The sequence below is a fragment of the Methylocella tundrae genome (assembly GCF_901905185.1).
In the GTDB taxonomy this organism is placed as follows: Bacteria; Pseudomonadota; Alphaproteobacteria; order Rhizobiales; family Beijerinckiaceae; genus Methylocapsa; species Methylocapsa tundrae.
The window spans coordinates 25,852-51,084 of the sequence record NZ_CABFMQ020000046.1; the positions used below are offsets into that span (position 1 = coordinate 25,852).

Below are 25,233 nucleotides of genomic sequence, written 5' to 3' on the forward strand. Positions count from 1 at the left end.
TCGGCATAGATGTCATGATAGTAGTGGACTGTAGTGAAACCAAAGGCGCGCGCCAGTCAAATCCTGTTGACCGCGGCGGGAGCAACTATCTGCGAGAGGGTAATAGCTATCTCTCTTTCAACCTTATCACAATTGGTTTAATTGCTGGCGACGATCGACCTCTTCTGAAGCTGGGAGACCTGGGCATGACGCTTTCTGAAACCTCGATTCAAAGTCAATCACAGGTCTCGCCGCTCGACCGACCGCTGAGACGGCTGTTGTCGGTCATCGCCGTCCTCATGCTCGGGCTGGGCCTTTCGGGATGCGGCTACAATACCATCCCCACGCTCGAAGAGCAGGCGAAAGCAAAATGGGCGGACGTGCAGAACCAGTATCAAAGGCGCGCCGACCTCATTCCCAATCTCGTCGCCACGGTCCAGGGCTACGCCAAGCAGGAAAAAGACACGCTCACCGCCGTCACTGAGGCAAGAGCGAAGGCGACCTCGATCAACATCGACGCCTCGCAGCTGACCGATCCCGTGAAACTGCAACAATTCCAGGAGGCTCAAGGCCAATTGTCGGGCGCGCTCGGGCGGCTCCTGGCGGTCAGCGAGAATTATCCGGATCTGAAATCGAACCAGAACTTCCTGGCGCTGCAGTCGCAGCTCGAAGGCACGGAAAACCGCATCGCCGTCGCACGGCGCGACTACATTGAAGCCGCGCGCGTTTATAATACGGCCCTGCAAACCTTTCCGACGATCCTTTGGGCCAAGACGGTTTTCGCCGGCAAACAGCCGCTCGCCAGCTTCACCGCGAATGATGCGGCGCAGACCGCGCCCCAAGTGAAATTTTGAGCGTCGGCCTTTTCCCGCTCTGGACTGATCGCGGGGGCGGCCTCCTCGCCGCATCCGCTCCGGCTCCGCGCCGCCTCGCTCTTTCGCGGCGGATCGCAGCAGCTTTTCTATGCCTCGCCGTTTTGTTCTGCGCCGGCTTTGCTTTCGCCTATGATTTTCCGCCGCTCACGGGGCGCGTCGTCGACGCGGCCAATGTCATCCCGGCCGCGACGAAGGCCGCGATCGAGACCAAGCTCGAAACGTTGGAGACCAAATCCGGCATCCAATTGGTCGTCGCCACGGTGAATTCGCTCGATGGCGACGAAATCGAGCCTTACGCCAACGCCCTCTTTCGCGAATGGAAGCTTGGCGAAAAGGACAAGAATAACGGCGTCTTGATGCTCATCGCGCCAAAACAGCACAAGGTGCGCATTGAGGTCGGATACGGCCTCGAGGGGACGCTCACCGACGCCTTGTCGAAAATCATCATCTCCAACGCGATGGCGCCGCGATTCAAGACCGGCGATTTCGGCGGCGGCGTCGAGCGCGGCGTCGATGATGTCATAACCGTGCTCACGACGGACGCCTCGGAGTGGCAAAAGCGTCCTGACCTGCGTCTCGACCGCCACGATTCGCGCAGCGATTCGCTGACGCCGTGGCTCGTCCTCGCGCTGTTCGTCATTGTCGTGCTGCTGCTGTTTCGCGCGCCCCGGCAGGGCGGGATGGCCAGCGTCTCGACGGGCGGCGATCCGCGCTGGGGCACGCAGCGCGGCGACGGCTACGGCGAAGGCCAGGAGCGGCCGCGGAACGATCGCGATTTCTTTTGGAGCAATCTTCTGTCCTTCATCCTCGGCATGCTGGCGAATTCTGGCCGCGGAGGCGGACGCGGCGGCTCTGACGATTGGGGCGGCGGCGGCTTTTCCGGCGGCGGCGGATCGTCTGGCGGCGGCGGCGCTTCAGGGAGTTGGTGATGATCCTTTCGACCGAAGACCAGAATCGCATCAACGCCGCCATCACCGCGGCCGAATCGCGAACCGCTGGAGAGATCGTCTGCGTTCTCTCGCGCGCTTCGTCGGACTACATGACCTATGCGGTCGCCTGGTCGGCGCTGATCGCGCTCGCCGCCCCCTGGCCCCTCATCGCCATGACACAACTTTCAGTGCAGCAAATCCTGCTGGTTCAAGTTTTCATTTTCACCGCGCTCTATCTCGTTTTTTCGTCGTCCGGCCTCGGACATCAGCTCGTGCCGGGCCGCGTGCGCCGCGAGCAGGCGCATCGCGCCGCGATGGAGCAGTTCATGATCAGAGGCATGACACGCAAGACGAACCGCGCCGGAGTGCTGATCTTCGTGTCGCTCGCCGAGCATTACGTCCGCATCGTCGCCGACGACGGCATTGCGTCAAAGGTCGACCGGTCCGTGTGGCAGGGCGCGGTCGACGCCCTGCTCGCCCAGATTCGCGCAGGCGATCTCGCGACGGGATTCGTGTCCGCAGTCGAGCAATGCGGCGCGGTGCTGAACCAGCATTTTCCGCCGGGCGGCGGCAAGGACGAACTGACCGACAAGATCTATGTGATTTAGGTCTGGTGACGGCGCGGCGTCAGTCTCACAATCTCACCGGCCCCGCGCGGCGGCGAGCACGGAAACGCTGGCGCGGCCATCCGGCGGCAGTCCGGCCTTCGCCTGGAAATCGCTGATCGCCTGCTTGGTCTTGGTCCCGATGACGCCGTCCGCCTTGCCGTCGAGGTCATAGCCGCGCCGCATGAGAAGCGATTGCAGCTCACGCCGATCGGCCCGCGAGAGGCCGGGGTCGTTGGTTGGCCAGGGCGTCGCAAGCCCTCGGCGCCCGCGAAGCCGGTCAGACAGGAGCGCGATCGCGAGCGCGTAAGACTCCGCGGCATTGTATGAATAGATCGCATCAAAGTTACGCGTCACGAGGAAGGCCGGCCCGTTCGGGCCAGCTGGCAGCAGCAGGCCTGCGTTGGGGCCGCCATCGAGCCGCGAGCCGTCGATCCGGACGATTCCGCGCGCAGCCCAGGCCGCCATCGGCTCTTTGCGGGTCCGCCCGGAGGGACCCGCGTAACGCTGGGGCAGCCGCACTTCGAAACCCCATTCGACGCCCGGCGTCCAGCCGCCCTTGCGCAGATAGGCGGCGGTCGAGCCGAGGGCGTCCGGCACGGAGTTGATGAGGTCCTTGCGCCCGTCGCCGTCGAGATCGACCGCCGTGCGCAAAAAGGTCGAGGGCATGAACTGCGTTTGGCCGAACGCTCCCGCCCACGACCCGACGAATTGCTCTGGCGCTATGTCGCCATGATCGAGAATTTTGAGAGCAGCCGTGAATTCGGTCCGGAAGTAGGCCTGCCGGAAGCTGCCGCATGAAAGCGTCGCGAGGGACTGTATGATTGGCCGCGTCCCGAAACTGCGGCCGAAATCGGATTCGACGCCCCAGACGGCCGCGATCGTCGCTCCGTCGACGCCGAATTTTGCCTGCGCCGTCGCCAGCGCCTGCGCCCACCGCTGCATCATCGCGCGCCCGTCGTTCACCCTCTCCTCGTCGACGAGGCCGGCGAGATAGTCCCAGATGGGCGTCTTGAACTCGGGCTGCGCCTGCGCCAGCACAAAAACGTCGGGATTGGGCTGAAGCGCGCTTGTCGCCTTATCGAAGGTCGCCGCGCTGACGCCGCTCGCGAGGATGGAAGGGCGAAGCGCCGCGAGACACTCCTGGAACGATGCGGCCCCGGCCGGAAACGCGCCGGCCGTGTTCATCGCGCCGAAAGCGACGCAAAGCGCCATGAACGGAACCCGGCGCCGCGCCGCGCGATCAGGAGCGTTTGCTGACGTCATGCGGGGAAGCATAGCAGCACGCGCGGCAAACGGAAATCGCCTCACGCCGCGAGCAGCCTTTGCACCTCGTTGACGAGATCCTTGAGATGGAAAGGCTTCGACAGGATCTTCGCCTGCGGCGGCGCATTATTGTCCGGGTTGAGCGCGACGGCGGCGAAGCCGGTGATGAACATCACCTTTATGTCGGGATCGAGCTCCGTCGCCCGCCGGGCGAGTTCGATGCCGTCCATCTCGGGCATGACAATATCGGTCAGAAGCAGCTCGAACGGTTCTTCGCGCAGCCGCCCATACGCCGAAAGTCCGTTGTCGAAGGAAGCGACGGAGTAACCGGCGTTCTGCAGAGCCTTGCCCAGAAAGCGGCGCATGTCGCTGTCGTCTTCGGCGAGCAGGATCTTGCCAAGCTGGATTTTTGATTGTGTCGGGAAATTCATGTCATTCATGGGAGCCTCGCAATGCCGGCCAAGCAAAGGCGCATTAGGTAAAAATCCCATGAAAATCTGAGGCCGCAAACGCGGCCAGGCGTGTTTGCGGCCCATCGCGGATGTTTTCCGAAAGCACGTGACAAATTTGTCCTGCCGGTCAAACCGCCGCTGCGTTTTCAACGATCAGCGCCGGCCAATCGCTGCGATCGCGGATAGATGTGGACAGCGAGCCGCGTCCTTGGCAAATTAGCTCCCTTTAGGATTTCCCAAAGCTTCGGCTCCCTTGAGGACGATTGATGATTTCCGAGCCCCCGGGCCAACGCGGCGACATCGAACCGGAGCTTGATCCAGGCTTTGAGGTGAGCGAACCGCAGGCGCTGACCTCCGCGCTGGTGTTTTCCTCACCCCATTCGGGCGATGTCTATCCGCGGCGCTTTCTTCAGCGCACGCGGCTGAATTCGCTGCAGTTACGGCGCTCCGAAGACGCTTTCGTCGACGCCTTGTTCAACGGCTGCGTGGCGCTTGGCGCGCCGATGATCCGAGCGCTTTTTCCGCGCACCTATCTTGACCTCAACCGCGAGCCCTATGAGCTCGATCCGCGCATGTTCGAAGGACGGCTGCCGGCCTTCGCCAATACGCGCTCGATCCGGGTCGCAGGCGGGCTCGGCACAATTCCGCGCGTCGTCGGCCAGGCGCAAGAGATCTACGCCGGACGGCTGCCGCTGGAAGAAGGACTGCGGCGCATCGACAAGCTGCACAAGCCATATCATGCCCGCCTCAGCGCACTGATCGACCGCGCGCAGCTGAATTTTGGACTGGCCGTGCTGGTCGATTGCCACTCGATGCCCTCCGCCGTGAGTCCCGCCGGCGGATTGTTTTCGAGCCACGGCCGCGAAGCGATGGCGGGCGCCCCCAAACAGAAAGCCGATTTCGTGCTTGGCGATCGGCATGGCGCCAGCTGCGCGACGGTTCTTGTCGACGTCGTCGAGGCGGAATTGCGCAGTCAGGGCTTCAGCGTCGCCCGCAACAAGCCCTATGCCGGCGGCTACATCACGGAGAATTACGGCGCGCCCGCCGCCAATCGCCACGCGCTTCAGATCGAGGTCAGCCGCGGTCTCTACATGGATGAACACAATGTGGTCCGGTCGGAGCGCTTCGAGGAGGTGCGCGCCGCCATGACGCGGGTCGCGGCCGCGCTCGCCGAGACGGTCGCCTCGCGCCTTGTCGTGCTGCGGGACGCCGCCGAATAGCCGCTCGGTTTGGCGCCGGCCCGTTCCCGCCAGCGAGTCGCCAAAGGACGCCTTTTCGTGGACGACGCGATCGCCCCCTTCAGTCGCCACGACCGTCGGCCGGCTTTCAGAAAATGCGACAACCCTCGCGACAGCCGAAGGGATCGTCAGGAAGCGGCCGCGCTTTGCAGCACGCCGTCGGAAAGCGGCGACGGTTTCCCGGCGACATCATGCTTTGACTTTTGATGAAAGACGCAGTCAGAGGCTGGACGAAATCCGTCTTTAGGGCAATGCGTCGAAACCTTCGCGGAAGCCCGCGAGGGCCAGCGGGATGCCGATGCCTTCTTCCGGCGTCTGGAAAATGATGAAGGTCGCGTTGGCGCCGCTCTTCATCTGGTCGATCAGTTTCTGTTCCATGACGACTTCGGCGACGCATCCCGTCGGCAGACAGCGCACGAAGCCCGCGCGGCCGACGTCGACATTGTCAATTTTCAGCCCGAGGCCCGACGGCAGCAGCACGCCGAGCGGAGCGATGACGCGCAGGAGCCGGCTTTTCCCATCCGCCGTCTTCAGCACGATCACGACGAGATTAATGTTCGGCTTGTCCTCGGCGGCGACGCTTTGCAGCAGCGCGCATTGTTCTTTGGAGGCGCCGGGCGGGGTCTCGCAACGCGTTTCCCAGTCGCCATTCTTGGATTTGACGACGCCTTGCGCCCGAGCCCCGCTGCCCGCGGCCAAAATCACGGCGGCGCACAGGGCGGCGCCAACGATCCAGACCCCGCTGCGCGAGGGCGTCCGGAGAGAACGCGCGAAGACATGCTTGCGATGATGTTCAACGGCGTCAGCCATGTTTTCTCCGGAACTCGACTCGCGCGCTTGATCCATTTTTTCAACATCATCACGCGCCGACCTGCTGCCTAGCAAATCGCGTCGGGCTGTCAAGTAAAGTAGGACGGATTTGCCGGCTTCGCCCTGGCCGCCGCGTTTTGCGAGGCGTTTGCGCCAGACGGCGGAGCGCCGGGGAAGCGATCGCGCGCTTATGCCGCAAGGCTGGCGCGGCCGGGTTGATTGCGCTCAAGGAAACTTTGTGGTTTTGAACTATTCTCCCCACCCTTTGTCAGCGGCTCTGGACGAGCTGAATGGGAAATGGTAGGCGCGGAGGGTCAGCCGTGCAACCGGAGCTTCGACCTTTATGAGATTTGCCAGCACTGCAGCCCGTCTGTTTCAAACCCTTCGCTCGGGCTTGTTTCCCTCCGCTTTCTCCTTGGCGACCCTCGCGGCAGGCTCGGCCTACGCCGATGGCTTTCCGCGCCCGGGCCAGATCACCTTCGAGGAAGCCGTCACCCCTATCGCCCATGAGATGCACTTCTTCCATAATTGGGTGCTGCTGCCGATCATCGTCGGCATTACGCTTTTCGTCCTCGCCCTGCTCGCCTACGTCCTGATCCGCTTCAACGAGAAGAACAATCCGGTCGCGGCGCAGACGACACACAATTCGACGCTTGAAGTCGCCTGGACCGTGCTGCCGGTGATGATCCTGGTCATCATAGCAATCCCGTCTTTCCGGCTGCTCACGCATCAATTGGTCGTTCCCCCGGCCGACATCACCGTCAAGGTGACGGGCAAGCAGTGGTACTGGACCTATGATTATCCGAAAGATCAGGGCGGCGGCTTTTCCTTCGACTCCTATCTCATCCCCGAATCAGATCTAAAGCCCGGCGATATCCGCCAGCTCTCCGTCGACAATGAGGCCGTCGTGCCCGTCGGCAAGGTGGTGCATGTGCTGGTCACCGGCGCGGACGTCATTCATTCGTTCACGATTCCGTCTTTCGGCGTTCGCATCGACGCGGTTCCGGGCCGCATGAACGAGACCTGGTTCAAGGCCGAGCGCGAAGGCGTTTACTACGGCCAATGCTCCAAGCTCTGCGGCAAGGATCATGCTTTCATGCCGATCGCCTTCCGCGTCGTAAGCCCCGAGCAATATACGGCCTGGCTCGCCTCGGCGGCCAAAAAATTTGCTTCGAACGCGCCTCATTCGATACAATTGGCCAATACGAACGCGCCAGCGGCCGAGCTGCGCTAGGCGCGACAATAAAACAGCAATCTAGGGAGACTCCCGTTGGCGACCAGCACGACAATCCATGAAGAGCACGGCCATCCGACCGGTTGGCGCCGCTACCTCTATTCGACCAATCACAAAGACATCGGAACGATGTATCTCATCTTCGGGATCATCGCCGGCGTCATCGGCGGCTTTCTATCTGTCCTGATGCGCATGGAGCTGCAAGAGCCCGGCATCCAGGTCTTCAATCATCTCGCCATCGCTCTCGAAGGCGCGACGCCCGACACGGCGATCGACGTGGCGAAGAACATGTATAATGTGACGATCACGATGCACGGCATCATCATGATCTTTTTCATGGTCATGCCTTCGCTCATCGGCGGCTTCGGCAACTGGTTCGTGCCGATCATGATCGGCGCGCCGGACATGGCCTTCCCGCGCATGAACAATATCTCGTTCTGGCTGCTGCCCGCGTCCTTCGCTCTCGGCGTCACCTCAATGTTCATGGAAGGCGCGCCCGGCATGCTGGGCTTTGGCGGCGGCTGGGTCATGTATCCGCCGCTGTCGAGCAATGTCGGCCATCCGGGGCCGGCGATGGACTTCCTGATCCTGTCGCTGCATCTCGCCGGCATGTCTTCGATCCTCGGCGCGATCAATTTCATCACGACCATCTTCAACATGCGGGCGCCGGGCATGACCCTGCATAAGATGCCGCTGTTCGCCTGGTCTGTCCTCGTCACCGCCTTCCTGCTTTTATTGTCGCTGCCGGTGCTCGCGGGCGCCATCACCATGCTGCTGACGGACCGCAATTTCGGCACGACGTTCTTTGATCCGTCAGGCGGCGGCGATCCGCTGCTGTTCCAGCATCTCTTCTGGTTTTTCGGCCACCCCGAAGTCTACATTCTGATTCTGCCCGGCTTCGGCATCATCAGCCACATTGTCTCGACGTTCTCGCGCAAGCCGATCTTCGGCTATCTCGGCATGGCCTACGCCATGGTCGCGATCGGCGTCGTCGGCTTCGTCGTGTGGGCGCACCACATGTTCACGGTTGGCATGTCGCTCGACACGCAGCGTTATTTTGTCTTTGCGACGATGGTCATCGCGGTGCCGACCGGCGTTAAGATCTTTTCCTGGATCGCAACGATGTGGGGCGGCTCGATCAGCTTCCGGACGCCGATGATCTGGGCCGCCGGCTTCATCCTGCTGTTCACCATCGGCGGCGTCACGGGCGTTGTCCTCGCGAACGCCGGCATCGACCGCGCTTTCCACGAGACCTATTACGTCGTGGCGCATTTCCACTACGTTCTGTCTCTCGGGGCGGTGTTCGCGCTCTTTGCGGGCTTCTACTACTGGTTCCCGAAAATGTCGGGCTACCTCTACAACGAAACCCTCGCCAACGCGCATTTCTGGCTGATGTTCGTCGGCGTCAACCTCACTTTCTTCCCGCAGCATTTCCTCGGCCTCGCCGGCATGCCGCGCCGCTATATCGATTATCCCGACGCCTACGCGCTATGGAACCGGGTTTCGTCCTTCGGCTCCTACCTCTCCTTCGCCGGCGTCATCCTGTTCCTCTATGTTGTCTATGACGCCTTCGCCAGGAAGCGCCTCGCAGGCGACAATCCCTGGGGCGTCGGCGCGACCACGCTCGAATGGACCTTGTCCTCTCCGCCGCCGTTCCATACGTTCGAGACCTTGCCCCGGATTGTGAGCTCGGATCACTGAGCGGCCTTTAAGCGAGGGCGTCGTTGAAAATTTCGGAAGACAAAAGGACTTTCGAGAGAATCAAGACGCCTTCGGCCTTCGGCCTACGCCCATCGACCACCCCTTTTAGATCGATCGGCGCGTCATTCCTGACTTCTTCGCCGCAACGCCAGGGCTTTTGCCGGAGGGCGCCGGAATATGTCGTCAACTCCAACGTTGAAGCAGTCCGACACATGAGTTTCATCAGCGAGACCGGCAACGGCGCGCAGGACCTCGCGGTTTCGATCGCCACTCCCGGCGATTACATCGCCTTACTGAAGCCGCGCGTCATGTCGCTCGTGATCTTCACCGCCCTGACAGGCATGTTGATCGCGCCGACGCATGTTAATCCCATTATCGCCTTCGCCTCGCTTCTCGCCATCGCCGTTGGCGCCGGGGCGTCTGGCGCGCTCAATATGTGGTATGACGCCGATATCGACGCCGTGATGCGGCGGACCAAAAAGCGGCCGATTCCAGCGGGCAGAGTGACGAAGGAAAGCGCCTTCAGCTTTGGCGCGATCCTCACCGTCCTTTCGGTCCTGACGCTCGGCTTCGTCGCCAACTGGCTCGCGGCGGCGCTGCTGGCCTTTACGATCTTTTTCTATGTCGTCATCTACACAATGTGGCTGAAGCGCTCGACGCCACAAAACATCGTCATCGGCGGCGCCGCGGGGGCTTTTCCTCCAATGGTCGGCTATCTCGCCGTGACCGGCCACGTTAGCCTTGCGAGCCTCACGCTGTTCGCCATCATCTTTGTCTGGACGCCGCCGCATTTCTGGGCGCTTGCTTTGGTCAAGGCGGATGATTTCGCTCGCGCCGGCATTCCGATGCTGCCCAATGTGAAGGGGGCGGACCGCACCCGGCGCGACATCCTGCTTTACGCCTTCATTCTCGCCCCGCTTGGCCTCGCGCCGTGGCTCATCGGCTTCGCCTCGCCCGTCTATGGGCTTCTCGCCTTCGTGCTCGGCGTCCTCATGCTGTTCCACGCCGCCCGCGTCTACCTGGTGCGCGACGGCGATCAGGCCAACCGGTTCGCCATGCGGATGTTCGCCTTCTCGATTATTTATCTGTTTCTGCTTTTCGCCGAAATCGTCGGCGAGCGCACTCTTGCGATGATGCAGATTGCGGCTCCTCTGTCATGGTGACTCTATGACGATCCATAATAAGCCAGAAGGCGTCCGGCTCACGCCGGAGCAGGAAAAGAGCCGGCGCCAGCGCAATGTGGCGATCGGCGTCGCGATCGCATTATTCGTTGCGCTCGTCTATGTCGTGACGATCGCCAAGCTCGGCCCCGCCGTGCTCGTTCGTCCTCTTTGAGGCGCGCGCCATGAATGTTTCCCCTGAGCCGGCCGGACCATCGAAGGCGGATCGCAAAGGGCTCATCGCCGGAATCGCGGTGGCCGCGAGCTTCGGCATGCTGGCGCTCTCATTCGCAGCTGTGCCGCTCTACCGTATGTTCTGCGCCTCGACAGGTTACGGCGGCACGACACAGGTCGCGGAAGTTGCGCCGGCCCATCAAGGAAAGCGCGATCTGATCGTCCGTTTCGACGCCAATGTCGCGCCAGGGCTCGACTGGACTTTCGAGCCGGAAACGCCGCAGATCAAGCTGCGTACCGGCAAGACCGCAACGGTCTACTTCAAAGTCACCAATCTGTCCGATCATGCCCTTTCCGCACAGGCCATGTATAATGTTGGGCCGACGAGCGCGGGCGCATATTTCGACAAGATCAGCTGCTTCTGCTTCAATGAACAAAAGCTCGACGCGCATGAAACGGTGGAGATGCCGGTTGTCTTCTTTCTCGATCCGGCGCTTGAGCAGGACAACAGCATGACGGACGTCGATGTGGTGACGCTGTCCTACACGTTTTTCGCCGCGAAGCCGGAGAAAGCCGTGGTCATCGGCGATGGAAAATCGGGCGAAGCGGGAAAGCCGCTTTGAGCCCCTCGGGATCTCTTGACCAAGGCGTCTAAACTTGGCAGAGGCGATGGAATGCGCCGCGCAAACGAACGGCGTGAAAAACGGGCGGAAGCGCCAGCGAATAGTTGAGAAGCCGCGCGCCGCGGTTGTGATCAATATAAGGCTCGATGAGCCTTCAGAGCGGGAAGAGGGTCAAAGCTGATGTCGGACGCCCACGCCAAACCGAACCACGATTATCACCTGGTCGATCCAAGCCCCTGGCCCGTCCTGGCGTCGATTGCCCTGTTCGTCATGGCGGTCGGCGGCATAATCTGGATGAAGCATCTTTCGGTCGGCGCGTTCAAGCCCGAAGGCCTCATCTTTGGCGTCGGCGTGATAGCCCTGCTTTTCATCGCCGCCTCCTGGTGGATCGACGTCATCAAGGAATCGAACGTCGGCTACCACACCCATGTCGTGCAGATTGGCCTTCGCTACGGCATGATTTTGTTCATTGCCTCCGAGGTCATGTTCTTCGTCGCGTGGTTCTGGGCCTTCTTCAACTCGAGCCTCTTTCCGAACGAGGCGATCGAATATGCTCGCGTTCAGGCCACCGGCGGCGTCTGGCCGCCGAAGGGCATCGAGGCGATCGATCCGTGGCATTTGCCGCTGCTCAACACGCTCATCCTCCTGACCTCAGGAACGACGGTGACCTGGGCCCATCACGCCCTTTTGACCGGTGATCGCAAGGGCCTGAAGGCCGGCCTCGTGCTTACCATTCTGCTCGGCGTCCTGTTCACGACCGTGCAGGCCTATGAATATATTCATGCGCCCTTTGCCTTCAAAGGATCGATCTTCGGCTCGACCTTCTTCATGGCAACCGGATTTCATGGCTTCCACGTCATTGTCGGCACGATTTTTCTGGCTGTGTGCCTGTTGCGCGCCTTGATCGGCCAACTCTCGCTCGATCACCACCTCGGCTTTGAATTTGCCGCCTGGTACTGGCATTTCGTGGACGTGATCTGGCTGTTCCTTTTCTCGTGCATTTACGTTTGGGGATCGTGGGGGGCGCCGATCGAGGCCATGAAATAGGGCTTCGCGAGCGATCGTGAAAAAGGCGCCTGTCCAGGCGCCTTTTTCTTGCGTCATCGACGAAGAAACGCTGCGATCTCAGGGTTCGCCGTCAGCGCTTCGAGATCCTCGTCGCTCGGAAGTTGCGGGCGATCGCGCTCGGCGTTCACGAGGCAGAGAAAGCCAAGCCGCTCCTTGTCGCCCGCGCGGAACTGATGCCAGGTCCAGGGCGCGATGGTGACGAGATCATGCTGACGCAGCGTCCGGATCGTCCCGGCGACGAGACATGCGCCTTCTCCGCGCAGCACCATGACCGCGTGCATGTGCTCGTGCCGCTCAAGCGTCGAGAAACCGCCAGGCTCGATCTCGAAGTAGCGCAGTTCGCCCAAAAGACGGGGATCGGAGAACAAAGTCTGGCGGGAGATCGCCTTGAATGGCGCGCTTTCCGCCTCCTTGTAGGGGCGATGGGAGACGCCTTCCCAGCGAAACCCCTCCAATGACCGGCGCAAAGTCGGCTCGGGTTTGTGGTCGCTAATTGATCGTCCCTCGGAATTCGACGGCATTCGACGGCCCTCCGGTAACGTGGAGTTCCTCGTTCAATAAGGAACCCTTCAGCTTTGCCCAGTCACTATCGAACTCGGCGCGTCTTCACCTCGACGCATGCCGCTCCGCTCGAACCACAGGAGGCGATGCGTCAACTGAGTTCGGCATCTTACCGCGTTTTGTTGAAGCGCCCGGAAAACTCTGATCCGCGGTTTCGCGATCTTCTCGAAAATCTGTTTCAGGGAGATCGGGGGGCAGTTCCTGGCCTTGAACGCAAAGATATCGTTCGAATGGAAGGAGAATTGCTCATCAGCTCATGGCGTCGAGAGGCGCGGGTAGCAATGATCCGCGACCGCGCGAACGAAGCGTCCGGCCTCCGCCGCGAGGCGCTCACGCGGCGCGCTGAGCAGGCCCCCGCCAATCAGCAACATAACGTCTTCGCCATAGCAATCGAGCAGCTCCGGCGTGCGGTCGAGGCTCATGCCTCCCGCCGGCGCGGGAACGCTTGCCGCGAGACCGCCGAAGCTCCCAAGAAGTCCCGCGGCAATCGCCTTGCACGTCAGGAGCGAATAGCCGAACCGCCCGCCATAATTTGGAAAGATCGACGCGTCGGCGCCAAACAAACGGAAAAGCTGCGCGAACAAGACCGGCGAGACACGCGCGCCTGTCATCGTGGGATGGGCCAAAAATGCAAAGTCGGGATGATTGCGGCGTAAGGCGCTGAAGTTCGACGGGCCGGCGAGCATCGGCGCGATCAGCGCGACATCGAGCCCCTCTTCCCGCGCGAGCCCGAGCTGGCGCTCCATGTCGGTGTAAGACCCCGAGAGGCTCGGCGCGTAGCGCGTCGGATGGCCTGTGCGCTCGCTCGCCTTGCGAACCGCCGCGGCGCAGACGCGGACACGGTCAACGAAAGGGCTATAGGATTGGTCAGCGAGCCCATGATCATCCTTGATGAAGTCGAGACCGCCCATCGTCAGTTCAAAGGCGAGCTTTCCGAGATCCTCCGCGCCGAGCCCTTGCGGCTTCAGGGCGGAGCATGTCATCGCCCTCCCCTTTGCGCCAACGCGCTCGCGAAGCCCCGACAGCCCATGCGAGGGACCTCCAAACGCGCTCAGCATCTCACTCGGAAGGATCGCGCTGGAAAGCACGACGTCATCGTGCAGAGAAGTGTTGCCGAACAGCATATTGATAAGCTGACCGGCGTCGGAGCCGATCGTCGCGGCCGCGAGATCAATGGTGACGTCGAACGCGCCATTGCCGCGATCGTCAATCGCCCTAACCTGTCCGACAATGTCCGATAAGATCGAACCGTCGTGAATGGCCGAAAGCGGCATCTCGACGCTCTGCTCGACGGCGATTGCCTGCGCGCGCGCCTTGATCTCCGAGGCGCTGGCGCGAACGCCATAAACAACCGTCAGTCTCGAAGTCATGGGCGTTTTCCTCGTCTCACGGTCACAACGGCCGATTCGAGGCGCCGATCATCGCAGCGACGTCTCCTCCGAAGGAAAATTCGAGAAAATCGATACGGCCAGATCGCGGCGCAACAGCCACGCCCGGCCTTTTCTGTGAGGCGGAGATAGGATTTTCCTCTTGCTTTCGGTCTGGAATTCGCCTCGATCAACCTATCCGATGGCCGGACGGCGACCTTAGTTCGACTTCAAAGACGCAGCCGAATGGTCGCGTTCGGCGTCAACTTCTTCAAGGCGCGGCTGAAGATATTCGGCGATCAGGCGCGCGCCCTCATCCTGAAACATGTCTTCATGCCAGCCGGGAATTCGACGGATGAAAAGGCCGCCTTTGACGAGATCGGTCCAGCCCATGTTCGGATCGGCGAAATCCGTAACGATTTCGTCACTCTGGAGAATGACGACATTGCTTGGGGTCGGAGTAATTTCATAGGCGTTCCGTGCCGTCTCCAGCGAAAGGAGAAACAGCCAATTGTCGCGGCCACGGACTTTTTTGGCCAGTTGCGCGCCGTCGATCAGGCCGATCCAGGCCGCGAAGTCGAGAACGCGGCTTTTGCGAACAAGCGTGAAAGTCGACAAGACCTCCGCCAGCGAGAGCTTGCCCGTGCGAAGCAGATCGATGCGATGGCGCAAGGTGCGAAGCCGGTAGTTGAAGTGGTAGACCAGCTTTCTGTGCAACGGATAGGCCGCGAGAAAGCCCGGCGCCCAGATATCCGAGAGAATGAGCAGCGGAACGGATTCGCCCGCCTTCCTTAGTTGCTGCGCGCATTCATAGGCGAGCGCGCCGGCGACGCAGAGGCCGCATAAAATGTAGGGGCCGCGCGGCTGAGCCTCACGAATGACACGGACGTAATCGACCGCGATCTCATTCAGCGTCCGAACTGGCGCCGGAACTCCGCCGGCCGGTTCGAGCAGGGGAATCCCGATGAACGGCCTGTCCAATCCAATCCGTCTCGCGAGATTATAATAGAGAACAGAATTGTTGATGGCGATAATGGGCGTCTTGTCGCCTTCGGGTTGGATTTGAACGAGACGGGGACTTTCCTGCGCGCCTTCGGAAATCGGCAGACGCGCGGCAAATTCCCGCAAAGTCGGAGCCTGGAACAGAGTCACGGGATCTAGTTTGACGCCAAAATCGGCGGCGACTCTCGCCATTAGCCGAATGGTAAGAAGCGAATGGCCGCCAAGTTCGAAAAAGTTCGAGTTTGGGCCAATCTCCCTAACCTTCAGGAGTTCGCGCCAGATCGACGCCAGCTTCATTTCGATGATGTCCAGACGCGCCGCGCTCCCAGTTGCGGCCGGCGTCGCGGCAAAGGAGCCGGCGGGCGGCGGCGGCAGGGCCCGGTAATCAACGTCGCCCAGCCCATTTCGCGGCAAAGCCAGCAACACGCTGACGCCGCTCGGCGCCGTCGATCCGCCCGGCAGGGCGTCGGAAAGATAGGCGCTCAGCTTGGCGGGAAGCGTTTCGAGTGGAATGCGAAGGCCCGGAACCGGCGTGACATAGGCGTAAGGCCGCGATCGCTCGCCGTAATCCAAACCTGGGATCACGGCCGCGTCCTTGACGTCCATATGCTGGCGCAGGGCCAACTCAATGGCGTCGAGATGCGGGCGCGGCTTTGGCGCCTCGATGAGATCACGCACGGGCGGCGTCAGGGCGGACAATTTGGCGTCTGGACGCAAAATCGCGAATTCGAAGGTCGCCAGAAGAAAATCGAGCAGCCGTTCCGCCGTTCGCCGCTCGAAGAGATCCGGATTATATTCCATCGCCATGCGCCAGCCGCTCGGCCAATGGACCATGAAGAAGATCAAATCATAGAGCGAGCCCGCCGACAGCGAGGGCTGCCCGTGCAGGACGAAATCCCCGTAGCTCTTATGGTCCATCACGTCGCGCAGGACGGTGAAATTGACCGAAATGAGCGGCGTCCGCTTCGGATCACGTGGCGGATTGAGAATTTCAACCAGCTTGTCGAACGGCATGCGCTGATTGATCAGCGCGTCCTGAACCGTTTGGTTCACCCGCGTCAGAAATTCGTCGAACGTCGGATCATCCGACGCGTCGAAGCGCATGACAAGATTATTGATGAACATGCCGATCATGTTCTCAAGGTCCGGATCGTCGCGCCCGGCGATCTGGGTCCCGAAGATGACGTCATTTTCACCGGTGTAGCGATGCAGCATCGCTCCCGTCACCGCGCAGCCGAAGCTGAATAAGGTCAGATTGTGCCGGCGGGCGGCTTCCTCCAATTGTTCGCCGAGTTGCGGCGGCAGGACCGCGGCCAATATCTCACCGCGATAGGTCGGCCGGCTCGGACGCTCATGGTCAGGAACAACCTCGAAATAGGGCGCGCCGCCAAGCTTGTTCTTCCAATAGGCGGTCTCGCCTTCAAACACGCCGCTCGCGAAATATTCCTTCTGCCAGAGGCAGTAATCGCCATATTGCAGCGGCGGCTGGGGCAGATCATAGGGACGCTTGGCGTTGAGGCCTTCGGCGATGACGCCGAACTCATTAGCCAGCACGCGGATCGACCAACCATCGAAAGCGATCTGATGCACCGTGACGAGCAGGATCGCATGATCGCCGGAAAGGCGCAAAAACGTGACCCGGATCAGCGGGGCCTGCGAAAGGTCAAAGGATTTGTGCGCCTCCCGTTCGCCTTGCGCCAAAGCCTCTTTCAGCCGCTCGGTTTCGGGCAGCATGGAGAGATCGATCACGGACAGCTTGAAGCTCACATGCTCCAACGCCTCCTGCATCGCTTCGCCGTCCTTTTCGAGGAAGCGGGAACGCAGGATTTCGTGCCTGTCGACGATCGTCTGGAACGCCTGCTCGGCCGTAGCCGGGCCGAGGCGGCCGGTCACCTCCCAGCGCAAAGCGACGTTCAGGGCCGGATTGCCAGGGCTCAACGAATTGATGAACCAGCACCGGTTCTGCGACGCCGAGCACGGAAAGATCAGATTGCCGGACGCCGGCGAGTGCTGCTCGTGCGATAAGCCGCTGTCGGCCGGAGTCCCGATCTCATCTTCACTCCGACGCATGGTCATGCGGACGATTCCTTCACTTGGCCTCGCCTGAAACTCTTCAGAGAGGGCGCCGCAGCCGATTTCCCCTCAGCGGATGGCTCGGCGCTGGCAGCCAGCGCAAGCTGTGCAATCGTCGGAAACCGCATCAAATGCCTCGCTTCAAGGCCGAGATTTTGAGCCATCATACGCGCTGCAATGCGGAACAGGTGAATGGAATCCGCGCCCAGAGCGAAAATGTTGTCATGAACGCCGACTTCGTTGATCTGCAAAACTTCGCGCCAAATCGTCGCCAACGCGGCCTCCAGCGCATCCCGCGGCGGCGTGATGATGCGGGCTTCCGCCGATTGCGCCAGGTCTGGCTGCGGCAGTGATTTGCGATCAAGCTTGCCGTTGGGCGTAAGCGGCAGCGCCACGAGACGCATCCAGATCGCCGGAATCATGTAGTCGGGCAGACGCTGCGCCGCATAGGCCGACAGCTCCGATGACGGGATCGGACAATCCGCCGCCGCGACAGTATAGCCGATCAGGCGCGGCGTGCCGCCGACCGGCGTCTGGACCGCGGCCGCACAGGCGAGAACGCCGGGATAGCCACGCATCACGGCTTCGATCTCCTCGAGTTCGATCCGGAAGCCGCGCAGTTTGATCTGGGAATCGACGCGGCCGAGGATTTCGACGCCGCCGTCCGGCAGCCGCCGCGCGAGATCGCCGGTGCGATAAAGCCGCTGCGGGCCAAGATCTCCGACGGAGATCTGAAGAAACGCCGCGGCGTTGAGATCGGGGCGGCGGAAATAGCCGATGGCCAGTCCCGCGCCGCCGATGAATAATTCGCCGACGACGCCGACGGGCGTCAGCTGATGAGCCTTGTCGAGAACATAGAGTTCGGTGTTCAGAACTGGCGAGCCGATCGTGATGGGCGCCGGCGCCGGCGAAACTCTCCCGATGCTCGACCAGATGGTCGTTTCGGTTGGGCCGTAGACGTTCCACAACTCGCCGCCGTTTTTCAGCAGCGTGTCGGCGAGATCGCGCGGCAGGGCTTCGCCGCCACACAGCATCCTGAGGCCGCGGCGCGGCGCAAATCCAGCCTCCGTCAGAATGCGCCAGAGCGAGGGCGTCGCCTGGACGATGGTCGCCTGCGTCTTCTCGATCAGCGTGGCGAGGCCAAAGCCTCCCCGCACGTCATCCCTGCTCGCGATGACGACCGAGCCGCCGGTGATCAGCGGCAGATAGAGCTCCAGCGCCGCGATGTCGAAGGAGATGGTCGTCGCCGCGACGAGAACGTCGCTTGGGCGAGCGTCGAGAGTCCGTGCGATCGACCACAGAAGATTGGCGACCGAGCGATGGGCGATTTCAACGCCCTTCGGCGCGCCCGTCGATCCCGAGGTGAAGATGACGTAGCAGGGGCGTGAAGCGTCGCTCTCGACGGCTGGAGCGCTCGACGGGCGGCTTGCGATAAGGCCCGCATCGGCGTCGATCCGCACCACCGGAATTCCCGGCGCCATAGCTCCCATGAACGCATTGTCGCAGACGACCGCAGAGACGGCCGCATTGTCGAGGACAAGGCGCAGCCGCGCCGCCGGATGGCTTGGATCGAGCGGCACATAGGCGCAGCCGGTCTTCATGATCGCCAGCAAGGCGATCAACATGTCGAGCGAACGCTCCGTCGCGACGCCTATGCGGGCGGACGGATCGCTGACGACGCCGCGCAAATGATTGGCCAGCCGGTTGGCTCGTTCGTCCAGCTCCCGATAGCTGAGGGCGGCGTCGGCGAAGCGGGCGGCGACGGCGCCCGGCGTGCGCGCCGCCTGAGCGGCGATGAGTTCATGCACGGGCCGCAGGTCGAGATCGTTCGCCGCGCTCCTGTTGAGCTCCTGCGTTAGCCAATGGCGCTCTTCAGTCGAGATCAGGGGCAGCGCCGATATGGGCTGCGCAGGGCTCGCGGCGATTTCGCCGAGGAGCGTGCGATAATGGCCGATCCAGCGTTCGATCGTCGATTCATCGAAGAGGCCCGAATTATAGTCGCAGTCGACGCGCAGGCCGCCGTCCTGTTCCGTAACGTTGAAGAAGAGATCGAAGATAACCGCGCTTTTCGGATTCGATTGCGTCTCAATCTCGAGCCCCGCCACGTGGATCTTGTCGGCTATGCGCTCGAGATTGAATTGGGCCTCGACGAGGGGGCGACGCCCCGCCTCGCGCGGCAACGCCATCTTGCGAACCAGCGTGCCGAGCGTGAAGCTCTGGTTCTCATAGGCTGCGAGCACAATCTGGCCCGTCGCCGCCAGATGTTCGGCCATCGTCGTCTCAGCAGTCCAACGCCCGCGCAGCGGCAGGAAATTGACGCAATGGCCAACGAGATTATCGCCCTCGGCGAGAGATTGGCCAGCCGCGGGAATGCCGACGACGACTTCCTCCTGACCCGCGAGCCGGGCGAGCAGGGTTTCAAACGCCGCGAGCAAACCGACAAACAGGGTGCAGCCCTGACGCGCCGCCGCCTTGCGGAAAAGCTGGGTCAGCTCGGGATCGATCCTCCGGGTCAGAGTCGCGCCGGCAAAGCTTTTTTGCGCCTGGCGGGGATGATCCGTCGGCAGATCGAGCGCCGGCGGCGGCGGCGTGAACTGCGGCAGCCAGAAAGCCTCGACGACGGCTCCTTCCCGCGCCTGCCGCGCGCGTTCCTCGGCGCCGTAGCGGACAAATGACAGAGGCGTCGGCAGCTCAGCGGCCGCGCCCGAGACGCCGGCCTCATAAAGCTTGGTCACCTCATCGATAATGACATTGAACGACCAGCCGTCGCAGATGATGTGATGCGCCGTCACGACTAGCGCGTGATCATCCGCCGCGAAGCGAACCAGTTGCGCCCGCACGAGCGGCCCGTTGACAAGGTCAAAAGCCGTCCTCGCATCATGGGCGAGAAGGTCGCGCCAAGCGTCCTGCGCCGCCGGTCGTGACGTCCGCTCGAGATCGCGCTCGATAAGATCGAGTTCAAGCGAGGGCAGAATGCGCATGCGCTGGCCATCGGCCTGAAAGACCGCGCGCAAGGCGTCGTGCCGGGCGATCACCTCGTTCAGCGCTTTCGTCAAAGCATTGCGGTCGAGCCGGCCGCGAAGGCGCAACGTAACCGATTCATTGAAGGCGCATGAAGCCTCGTCCGAGAGCTGGGCAGAGAGCCAGATTTCTGTCTGCGCTTCGGTCAGCGGAACGTCGGTTTCAGGCTCCGGCCCTAGGCCGGGGGGCGCCGGCATGAAGTCGGATTTTTGCATCGTTATGATGGCGTCCTCGAACGCTTCGGCGATGGCTGCGATGTCGGCCTCGCTATGCGCCGTCGTCAGGAAGCAGGGATAATGCTCCTGCACATAGACGCCGCGTTCCAGCATGTGCGGATAGAACAGGCCAGCGTAGCGCGACACATTCGAGAGATTGAAGAAGAACAGGCTGCCGAAGGTCTCGATTTGAAAATCGAGGCCGCGCTTTTCCACGAATTCATTGAGGCGCTTGACGAGCGCGGCCGTGCGCGCGCTGACCCTCTCCTGTAGGGGCGGCCCCTGCTCCTTCAGATGGTTCAGCACCGCCCACACCGCCGCCATGACGAGCGGATGGCGCACGAAGGTTCCAGCGAAGAAGGTCATCCCGACTTCGGGATAAGAATCGTCGCCATAACTCCACATGCCGCCGTCGAGCGCGTCCATGAAGGCGGCCTTGCCGGCGAGAATGCCGACTGGAAGGCCGCCGCCGACGACCTTGCCGTAGGTCGCAAGATCGGCCCTGATGTCGAACAGGGCCTGCATGCCGCCAGGATGCATGCGAAAGCCGGTGACGACTTCATCAAAAATCAATGCCGAGCCCGAGCTTTCAGTTATGGCGCGGATTTCACGCAGAAACTCGACCGGCCGAAGTTCGGGATGGCGGCTTTGCACCGGCTCCACCAGCACCGCCGCGAGATCGTCCGCATGGGCGCGGATCCACTCGAGCGATTCCGGAGCGCCATAGGGCAGCACCACCATGTTCTCGACCGACTTGCCCGGAATGCCAGCCGCAGCGGGAATGGCGCGCGCGACGCCGGAGCGCAGCGTTCCTTTGACCAGAACCTCGTCGAACTGGCCGTGATAATCGCCGGTGAACGTTGCGATCGTGTTGCGGCCTGTCACCGTGCGGGCGATTCGCATCGCCGCCATGACGGCTTCGGACCCCGTGTTGCAGAAGGTGACCCGCTCATTGCCCGTCATTTCGGCGAAAAGCGCCGCGACGCGCCCCGCGAGAGCCGATTGCGGCCCGATCGCGAAACCCTCGCGCAATTGTTCGGCGACGGCGTCGACGACGAAGGGCGCCGCATGGCCGAAGAAAGTCTGGCCGTAGCCATTGACGAGATCGATGTAGGAATTGCCGTCGACGTCATAGATGCGCGAGCCCTTCGCGCGATCGCTGACGACGGGATAGACGAGATCCTTCCACTCCGAACGAAAGCCAGAGGCGGCGCGCGGATCGGCGAGAACCGACCGATATTGGGCCGTCATCCGCTTGGATTGCGCCGTCCGTTCATTGAAGCGCGCAATGAGCTCGGCGAGGGCGCGCTGCTGCCTCTCATTCATGTCGACGGGCGGCGCGGAGCGGGACGCCGCGATCATCTCGAAACGTGACTTCGGCTCGTTCGCGGTCGGCGCGGAAACCGCCAGGGAAATCGGCGCGGAAATCGGCGCTTTCGCCGCGGCGGCGGCCGCCCCTGCGGCCGGCTGAGGAGGAGCCGACATCGCCGAAGGGGCAGGAAGCGCGCCGGTCACGGGAGCGCCGCGCAAGGCCTCGAGTTGCTGCGCCATAAGGCGGCTCATGACGTCGAGCTGTTCGCGGATCACCTGCTCGACGCCAGCCGATCCGGGGGCGGGCGGCGCGTTAGACGCCGCTTGCGACAGGGAGGGCTGCGCGGCGGCTGCCGGCGCCGGCGCTGACTGAGTGAGGGCGGTGGGAACCGCCGTGGCGGCTTGCGGGGCGTGCAGTTCGGGCGGCAAATTCGCCTCGAGGTGAGCGGTGAGCGCCGGGATCGTAGAGAGATCGCCAAGCAATTGCCTGAAAGTCAGCTTGGCTTTGAATTCACGCTGCAGCTGCTGTGTCGCCTGGCTGAGGAACAAGGAGTCGAAGCCCATCTCAAGGAAGGTCGTCTCCGGCGCAAGATCGGCGATAGCCTCGCCCGACAAAGCTTCGAAAAGCTCCACCACGCGTTGATGCAGGCTCGCGCTCGTTGCGGCGGATGCGGCCGTGGAATCGCTTTGAGTCGGAGTAATGGGCGCTGCGGTCATGGGCGGGGAAATCTCTGGAAAAGATGTTTCAAACAAAGAGGCCTGGGGCAAAATTGTTCCTGTGAACGCGGCGTCGCGTGAAAATAACTCACGAACCTCGGCTGAGGCTGACGTGGAAAGGGAGGGAGCCGGGGCCTGGCGCTCATTGACCCGCTCGACGGGCGGCGCGTCGATCCAGTGACGGACGCGCTCGAATGGATAGGCTGGCAGAGAAACCCGGCGCCGTTTGGCGTCGGAATGGACGCCGCGCCAATCGATCGGAACGCCGGCGCACCAGAGCTGCGCGGTCGAGCGCGCGATGACCTCGCTGTCGGAGGCTTCGCGCGCCGCGTCCGGCAGCGAGGCGAGCACGGCGTCGGGCGCGCTTCCCGCCCCACCCTGCCGCGCGAGCGTCGAGAGGGTCACGCCAGGGCCGGCCTCGAGCAGAATGGCGTCTGGTCCGGCCTCGCGCAGCAGCGTCGCGAGCCCGGCGGCAAAGCGCACCGGGGCGCGGCAATGGGTCGCCCAGTAATCGGGGGAGGTCGCCTCGGAGGCGGTCAGCCACTCTCCCGTCGTCGACGAAATCAGGCGCATCGCGGGAGGCGCGAGCCGAACGCCCGCAAATTGCTCGCGCAGGGCTTTCGCGGCCGGCTCCATCATCGGCGAGTGGAACGCGTGCGAGGTATGCAGGCGGCGCGTCATCACGCCCCGCGCGGAGAGTTCGGCGTCGAGTTCGGCGATGGCGTCGTCGGGGCCAGCCGCGACGCAGAGCTTTGGTCCATTGATCGCGGCGAGCGCCAGAGACTCTTGCAGGAAAGGCGTCAATTCGGCTTCCGGCAGGCGCACCGCCATCATGGAGCCGCGCGGCATTTCCTGCATCAGACGGCCGCGCGCGGCGATCAGACGAAGCGCATCCTCATGCGAGAATACGCCGGCGAGGCAGGCACCGACGAATTCGCCGACGCTGTGGCCGATCATCATCTGCGGCGTCACGCCGATGCTCCGCCACAACGCCGCCAGAGCATAGCCGACGGCGAACAGGGCGGGTTGCGCGATTTCGGTCGCCTGCAGCCCTTCCGCGTCGGCGCGCTCCCCGGTCTCGCCATAGAGGAGCGCGCAGAGGTCCGCGCCGAGCGCCGGACGCAAAATCTCCGCGCTGCGGCGCATGCTCTCGCGGAACACCGTCTCGGTCCGATAGAGCTCCAATCCCATGGCCGGATATTGCGCGCCCTGCCCGGGGAACATGAAAGCGAGCGTTCGCGCGCCGCGCGGCTCGCCCGTGATCAAGCCCTTCCCCGACTCGAGGCCCGCCGCCGCCGATTCGAGATCGCCGACGGCAACCGCCGCGCGATGGCTGAAAGCGCGCCGCCCGGCCTGCGTCGTATAAGCGACGTCGGCCAGCGTCAGCTCAGGATGAGATTGAAGATGCGCGGCCAGATTGCGCCGCGCCGTTTCAAGAGCGATGGCGCTGCGCGCCGAAACGCAGATAATCTGCGCCGGCCGCCGGGTCGGTTCCGAAAAGGCCAAAGGGGCCTCCTCCAGCACGGCATGCGCATTGGTGCCGCCGACCCCGAAGGCGCTGACCCCGGCTCGGCGCGGTTCGTCGCCGCGTGGCCATTCGCGCCATGTGTCATTGACGTAGAAAGGCCCGCCCTCGAAAGCGATATGCGGATTGGGAGTCTCAAAAAACAGCGTCGCCGGCAGTTGCCGGTCCTGCAGGGCGAGCGCCGTCTTGATGAGGCCAGTGACGCCGGCGGCCGCGTCGAGATGACCGACGTTCGGCTTCACCGATCCGAGCGCGCAAAAGCCGACATCCTCAGTGCTGGCGCGGAAGGCGCGGGTCAGGCCCGCGACTTCGATCGGATCGCCGAGCGGCGTCGCCGTCCCGTGACACTCCACATAGCTGATCGACCGCGCATCGACCTCGGCGTTCGCCAGAGCCGCCGCGATCACCTCCCATTGGCCGTTGACGCTCGGCGCCGTGAAGCCGGCCCGCGCGGCGCCGTCATTGTTCAGCGCGGCGCCGCGAATCACCGCGTAGATATGATCGCCGTCAGCAATCGCGTCCTCGACCCGCTTCAACAGAACGACGCCGGCGCCGCTGCCGAATACGGTGCCGTCCGCTTTGGCGTCGAAGGTGCGCACGCGCCCCGTCGGCGACACCATGGCGCCCTCGACCGCGAGATAGCCCCGGCGCTGCGGCAGCGTGATCGAGACGCCGCCCGCGAGCGCCATGTCGGATTCAAAAAGCAACAGGCTCTGGCACGCCTGCGCTATGGCGACGAGCGATGTCGAACAGGCGGTCTGCACCGTCATCGCCGGTCCGCGCAAGCCGAGCTTGTAGGAGACGCGCGTCGCAAAAACATCCGGCAAGGCGCCGATCAGTTCGCCGTAGCTGCCGACCTGATAATTGCTGGTGAAAAGCTCGACCGCCGCGCGATCCTGGAGAACGTTGCGCAGAAAATAGGTGCTCATGCTGCAGCCGGCGAAGACGCCGATCGCGTCCTTGTAGGCGGCCGGATCGTAGCCTGCGTCCTCCAGCGCATGCCAGGCGCATTCGAGGAACACGCGGTGCTGAGGATCGGTGAGTTCAGCCTCGCGCGCGTGCATGCCGAAGAAGCCCGCGTCGAACTCCTCGACGCCCTCGATCACCGAGCGCGCGCGGACGAAATTCGGATCGCCGCGAACGCTTGCGTCGAAAGCGTCCTCGAGCTCCGCATCGGTGAAATGGCTGATCGATTCGACGCCCGCGCGCAAGTTACGCCAGAACGAGGCGACATCGGCGGCGCCGGGAAACCGGCCGGCCATGCCAATGATGGCGATCCCCGGCGGAGCCGGCGAAGGGGCGGATGCGTTCTCTTTCATGGCGTTTG

The 25,233-nt window shown here is 62.8% G+C and carries 17 protein-coding genes; 10 read left to right on the plus strand and 7 right to left on the minus strand.

The genetic code is table 11. From position 1 onward, the window contains the following. The first annotated feature begins 278 nt into the window (after window positions 1-278). The 3 genes from MPC4_RS04960 to MPC4_RS04970 are packed head-to-tail and all read left to right on the plus strand — an operon-like array spanning window position 279 to window position 2,391. Complete coding sequence (locus MPC4_RS04960; protein ID WP_244628858.1) at window positions 279-833, plus strand: LemA family protein; 555 nt, start codon at window positions 279-281, stop codon at window positions 831-833. Then, the gene (locus tag MPC4_RS04965) at window positions 830-1,783 is read left to right on the plus strand and encodes a TPM domain-containing protein (protein ID WP_342343610.1); all 954 of its coding nucleotides are present in this window, start codon (window positions 830-832) and stop codon (window positions 1,781-1,783) included. The genes MPC4_RS04960 and MPC4_RS04965 overlap by 4 nt, the downstream gene beginning before the upstream one ends. Further along, window positions 1,783-2,391: a TPM domain-containing protein gene (locus MPC4_RS04970; protein WP_174511551.1), complete on the plus strand. Its 609-nt coding sequence runs from the start codon at window positions 1,783-1,785 to the stop codon at window positions 2,389-2,391. Before MPC4_RS04965 ends, MPC4_RS04970 begins: the two co-directional genes overlap by 1 nt. A 33-nt stretch (window positions 2,392-2,424) precedes the next feature. Here the strand turns inward: MPC4_RS04970 and MPC4_RS04975 are convergent, their stop codons facing one another. Next, window positions 2,425-3,603 (minus strand): lytic murein transglycosylase, encoded by a 1,179-nt coding sequence (locus MPC4_RS04975; RefSeq protein ID WP_174511605.1) that lies wholly within the window; start codon window positions 3,601-3,603, stop codon window positions 2,425-2,427. A 92-nt stretch (window positions 3,604-3,695) separates the two neighbouring features. Then, window positions 3,696-4,094: a cell cycle two-component system response regulator CpdR gene (gene cpdR, locus MPC4_RS04980; protein WP_174511552.1), complete on the minus strand. Its 399-nt coding sequence runs from the start codon at window positions 4,092-4,094 to the stop codon at window positions 3,696-3,698. A 278-nt stretch (window positions 4,095-4,372) separates the two neighbouring features. On the opposite strand from cpdR, the gene MPC4_RS04985 reads away from it, so the two are divergent. Then, the gene (locus MPC4_RS04985) at window positions 4,373-5,326 is read left to right on the plus strand and encodes an N-formylglutamate amidohydrolase (RefSeq protein ID WP_174511553.1); all 954 of its coding nucleotides are present in this window, start codon (window positions 4,373-4,375) and stop codon (window positions 5,324-5,326) included. A gap of 261 nt (window positions 5,327-5,587) precedes the next feature. Here the strand turns inward: MPC4_RS04985 and MPC4_RS04990 are convergent, their stop codons facing one another. Beyond that, entirely contained in the window at window positions 5,588-6,154 is a 567-nt protein-coding gene (locus MPC4_RS04990; protein ID WP_244628852.1) for an invasion associated locus B family protein, read from the minus strand. 343 nt (window positions 6,155-6,497) lie between these two features. On the opposite strand from MPC4_RS04990, the gene coxB reads away from it, so the two are divergent. The 6 genes from coxB to MPC4_RS05020 all read left to right on the plus strand — a co-directional run bounded on the left by coxB (window position 6,498) and on the right by MPC4_RS05020 (window position 12,093). Next, entirely contained in the window at window positions 6,498-7,388 is an 891-nt protein-coding gene (coxB, locus tag MPC4_RS04995) for a cytochrome c oxidase subunit II (RefSeq protein ID WP_134486605.1), read from the plus strand. A gap of 36 nt (window positions 7,389-7,424) precedes the next feature. After that, entirely contained in the window at window positions 7,425-9,089 is a 1,665-nt protein-coding gene (ctaD, locus tag MPC4_RS05000; RefSeq protein WP_174511554.1) for a cytochrome c oxidase subunit I, read from the plus strand. Window positions 9,090-9,301: 212 nt separating this feature from the next. Then, the gene (locus tag MPC4_RS05005) at window positions 9,302-10,252 is read left to right on the plus strand and encodes a heme o synthase (protein WP_174511555.1); all 951 of its coding nucleotides are present in this window, start codon (window positions 9,302-9,304) and stop codon (window positions 10,250-10,252) included. Window positions 10,253-10,256: 4 nt separating this feature from the next. Continuing rightward, the gene (locus tag MPC4_RS05010; RefSeq protein WP_174511556.1) at window positions 10,257-10,424 is read left to right on the plus strand and encodes a hypothetical protein; all 168 of its coding nucleotides are present in this window, start codon (window positions 10,257-10,259) and stop codon (window positions 10,422-10,424) included. 10 nt (window positions 10,425-10,434) lie between these two features. Further along, window positions 10,435-11,046, plus strand: a complete 612-nt coding sequence (locus MPC4_RS05015) for a cytochrome c oxidase assembly protein (protein WP_174511557.1) — start codon at window positions 10,435-10,437, stop codon at window positions 11,044-11,046. A gap of 180 nt (window positions 11,047-11,226) precedes the next feature. Then, window positions 11,227-12,093, plus strand: coding sequence for a cytochrome c oxidase subunit 3 (locus MPC4_RS05020; RefSeq protein ID WP_134486593.1), 867 nt, complete (start codon window positions 11,227-11,229; stop codon window positions 12,091-12,093). A gap of 53 nt (window positions 12,094-12,146) precedes the next feature. Here MPC4_RS05020 and MPC4_RS05025 read toward each other — a convergent pair whose 3' ends face one another. The 4 genes from MPC4_RS05025 to MPC4_RS05040 form a co-directional block, all read right to left on the minus strand. Then, complete coding sequence (locus MPC4_RS05025; protein WP_174511558.1) at window positions 12,147-12,635, minus strand: cupin domain-containing protein; 489 nt, start codon at window positions 12,633-12,635, stop codon at window positions 12,147-12,149. A 294-nt stretch (window positions 12,636-12,929) separates the two neighbouring features. Next, the gene (locus tag MPC4_RS05030) at window positions 12,930-14,045 is read right to left on the minus strand and encodes a RuBisCO large subunit C-terminal-like domain-containing protein (RefSeq protein ID WP_174511559.1); all 1,116 of its coding nucleotides are present in this window, start codon (window positions 14,043-14,045) and stop codon (window positions 12,930-12,932) included. Between the two features lie 216 nt (window positions 14,046-14,261). Continuing rightward, complete coding sequence (locus MPC4_RS05035) at window positions 14,262-17,120, minus strand: condensation domain-containing protein (RefSeq protein WP_174511560.1); 2,859 nt, start codon at window positions 17,118-17,120, stop codon at window positions 14,262-14,264. Next, on the minus strand, window positions 17,117-25,225 hold the full coding sequence (locus MPC4_RS05040; protein WP_174511561.1) for a non-ribosomal peptide synthetase/type I polyketide synthase: 8,109 nt from the start codon (window positions 25,223-25,225) through the stop codon (window positions 17,117-17,119). Before MPC4_RS05040 ends, MPC4_RS05035 begins: the two co-directional genes overlap by 4 nt. Window positions 25,226-25,233: the final 8 nt, after the last annotated feature.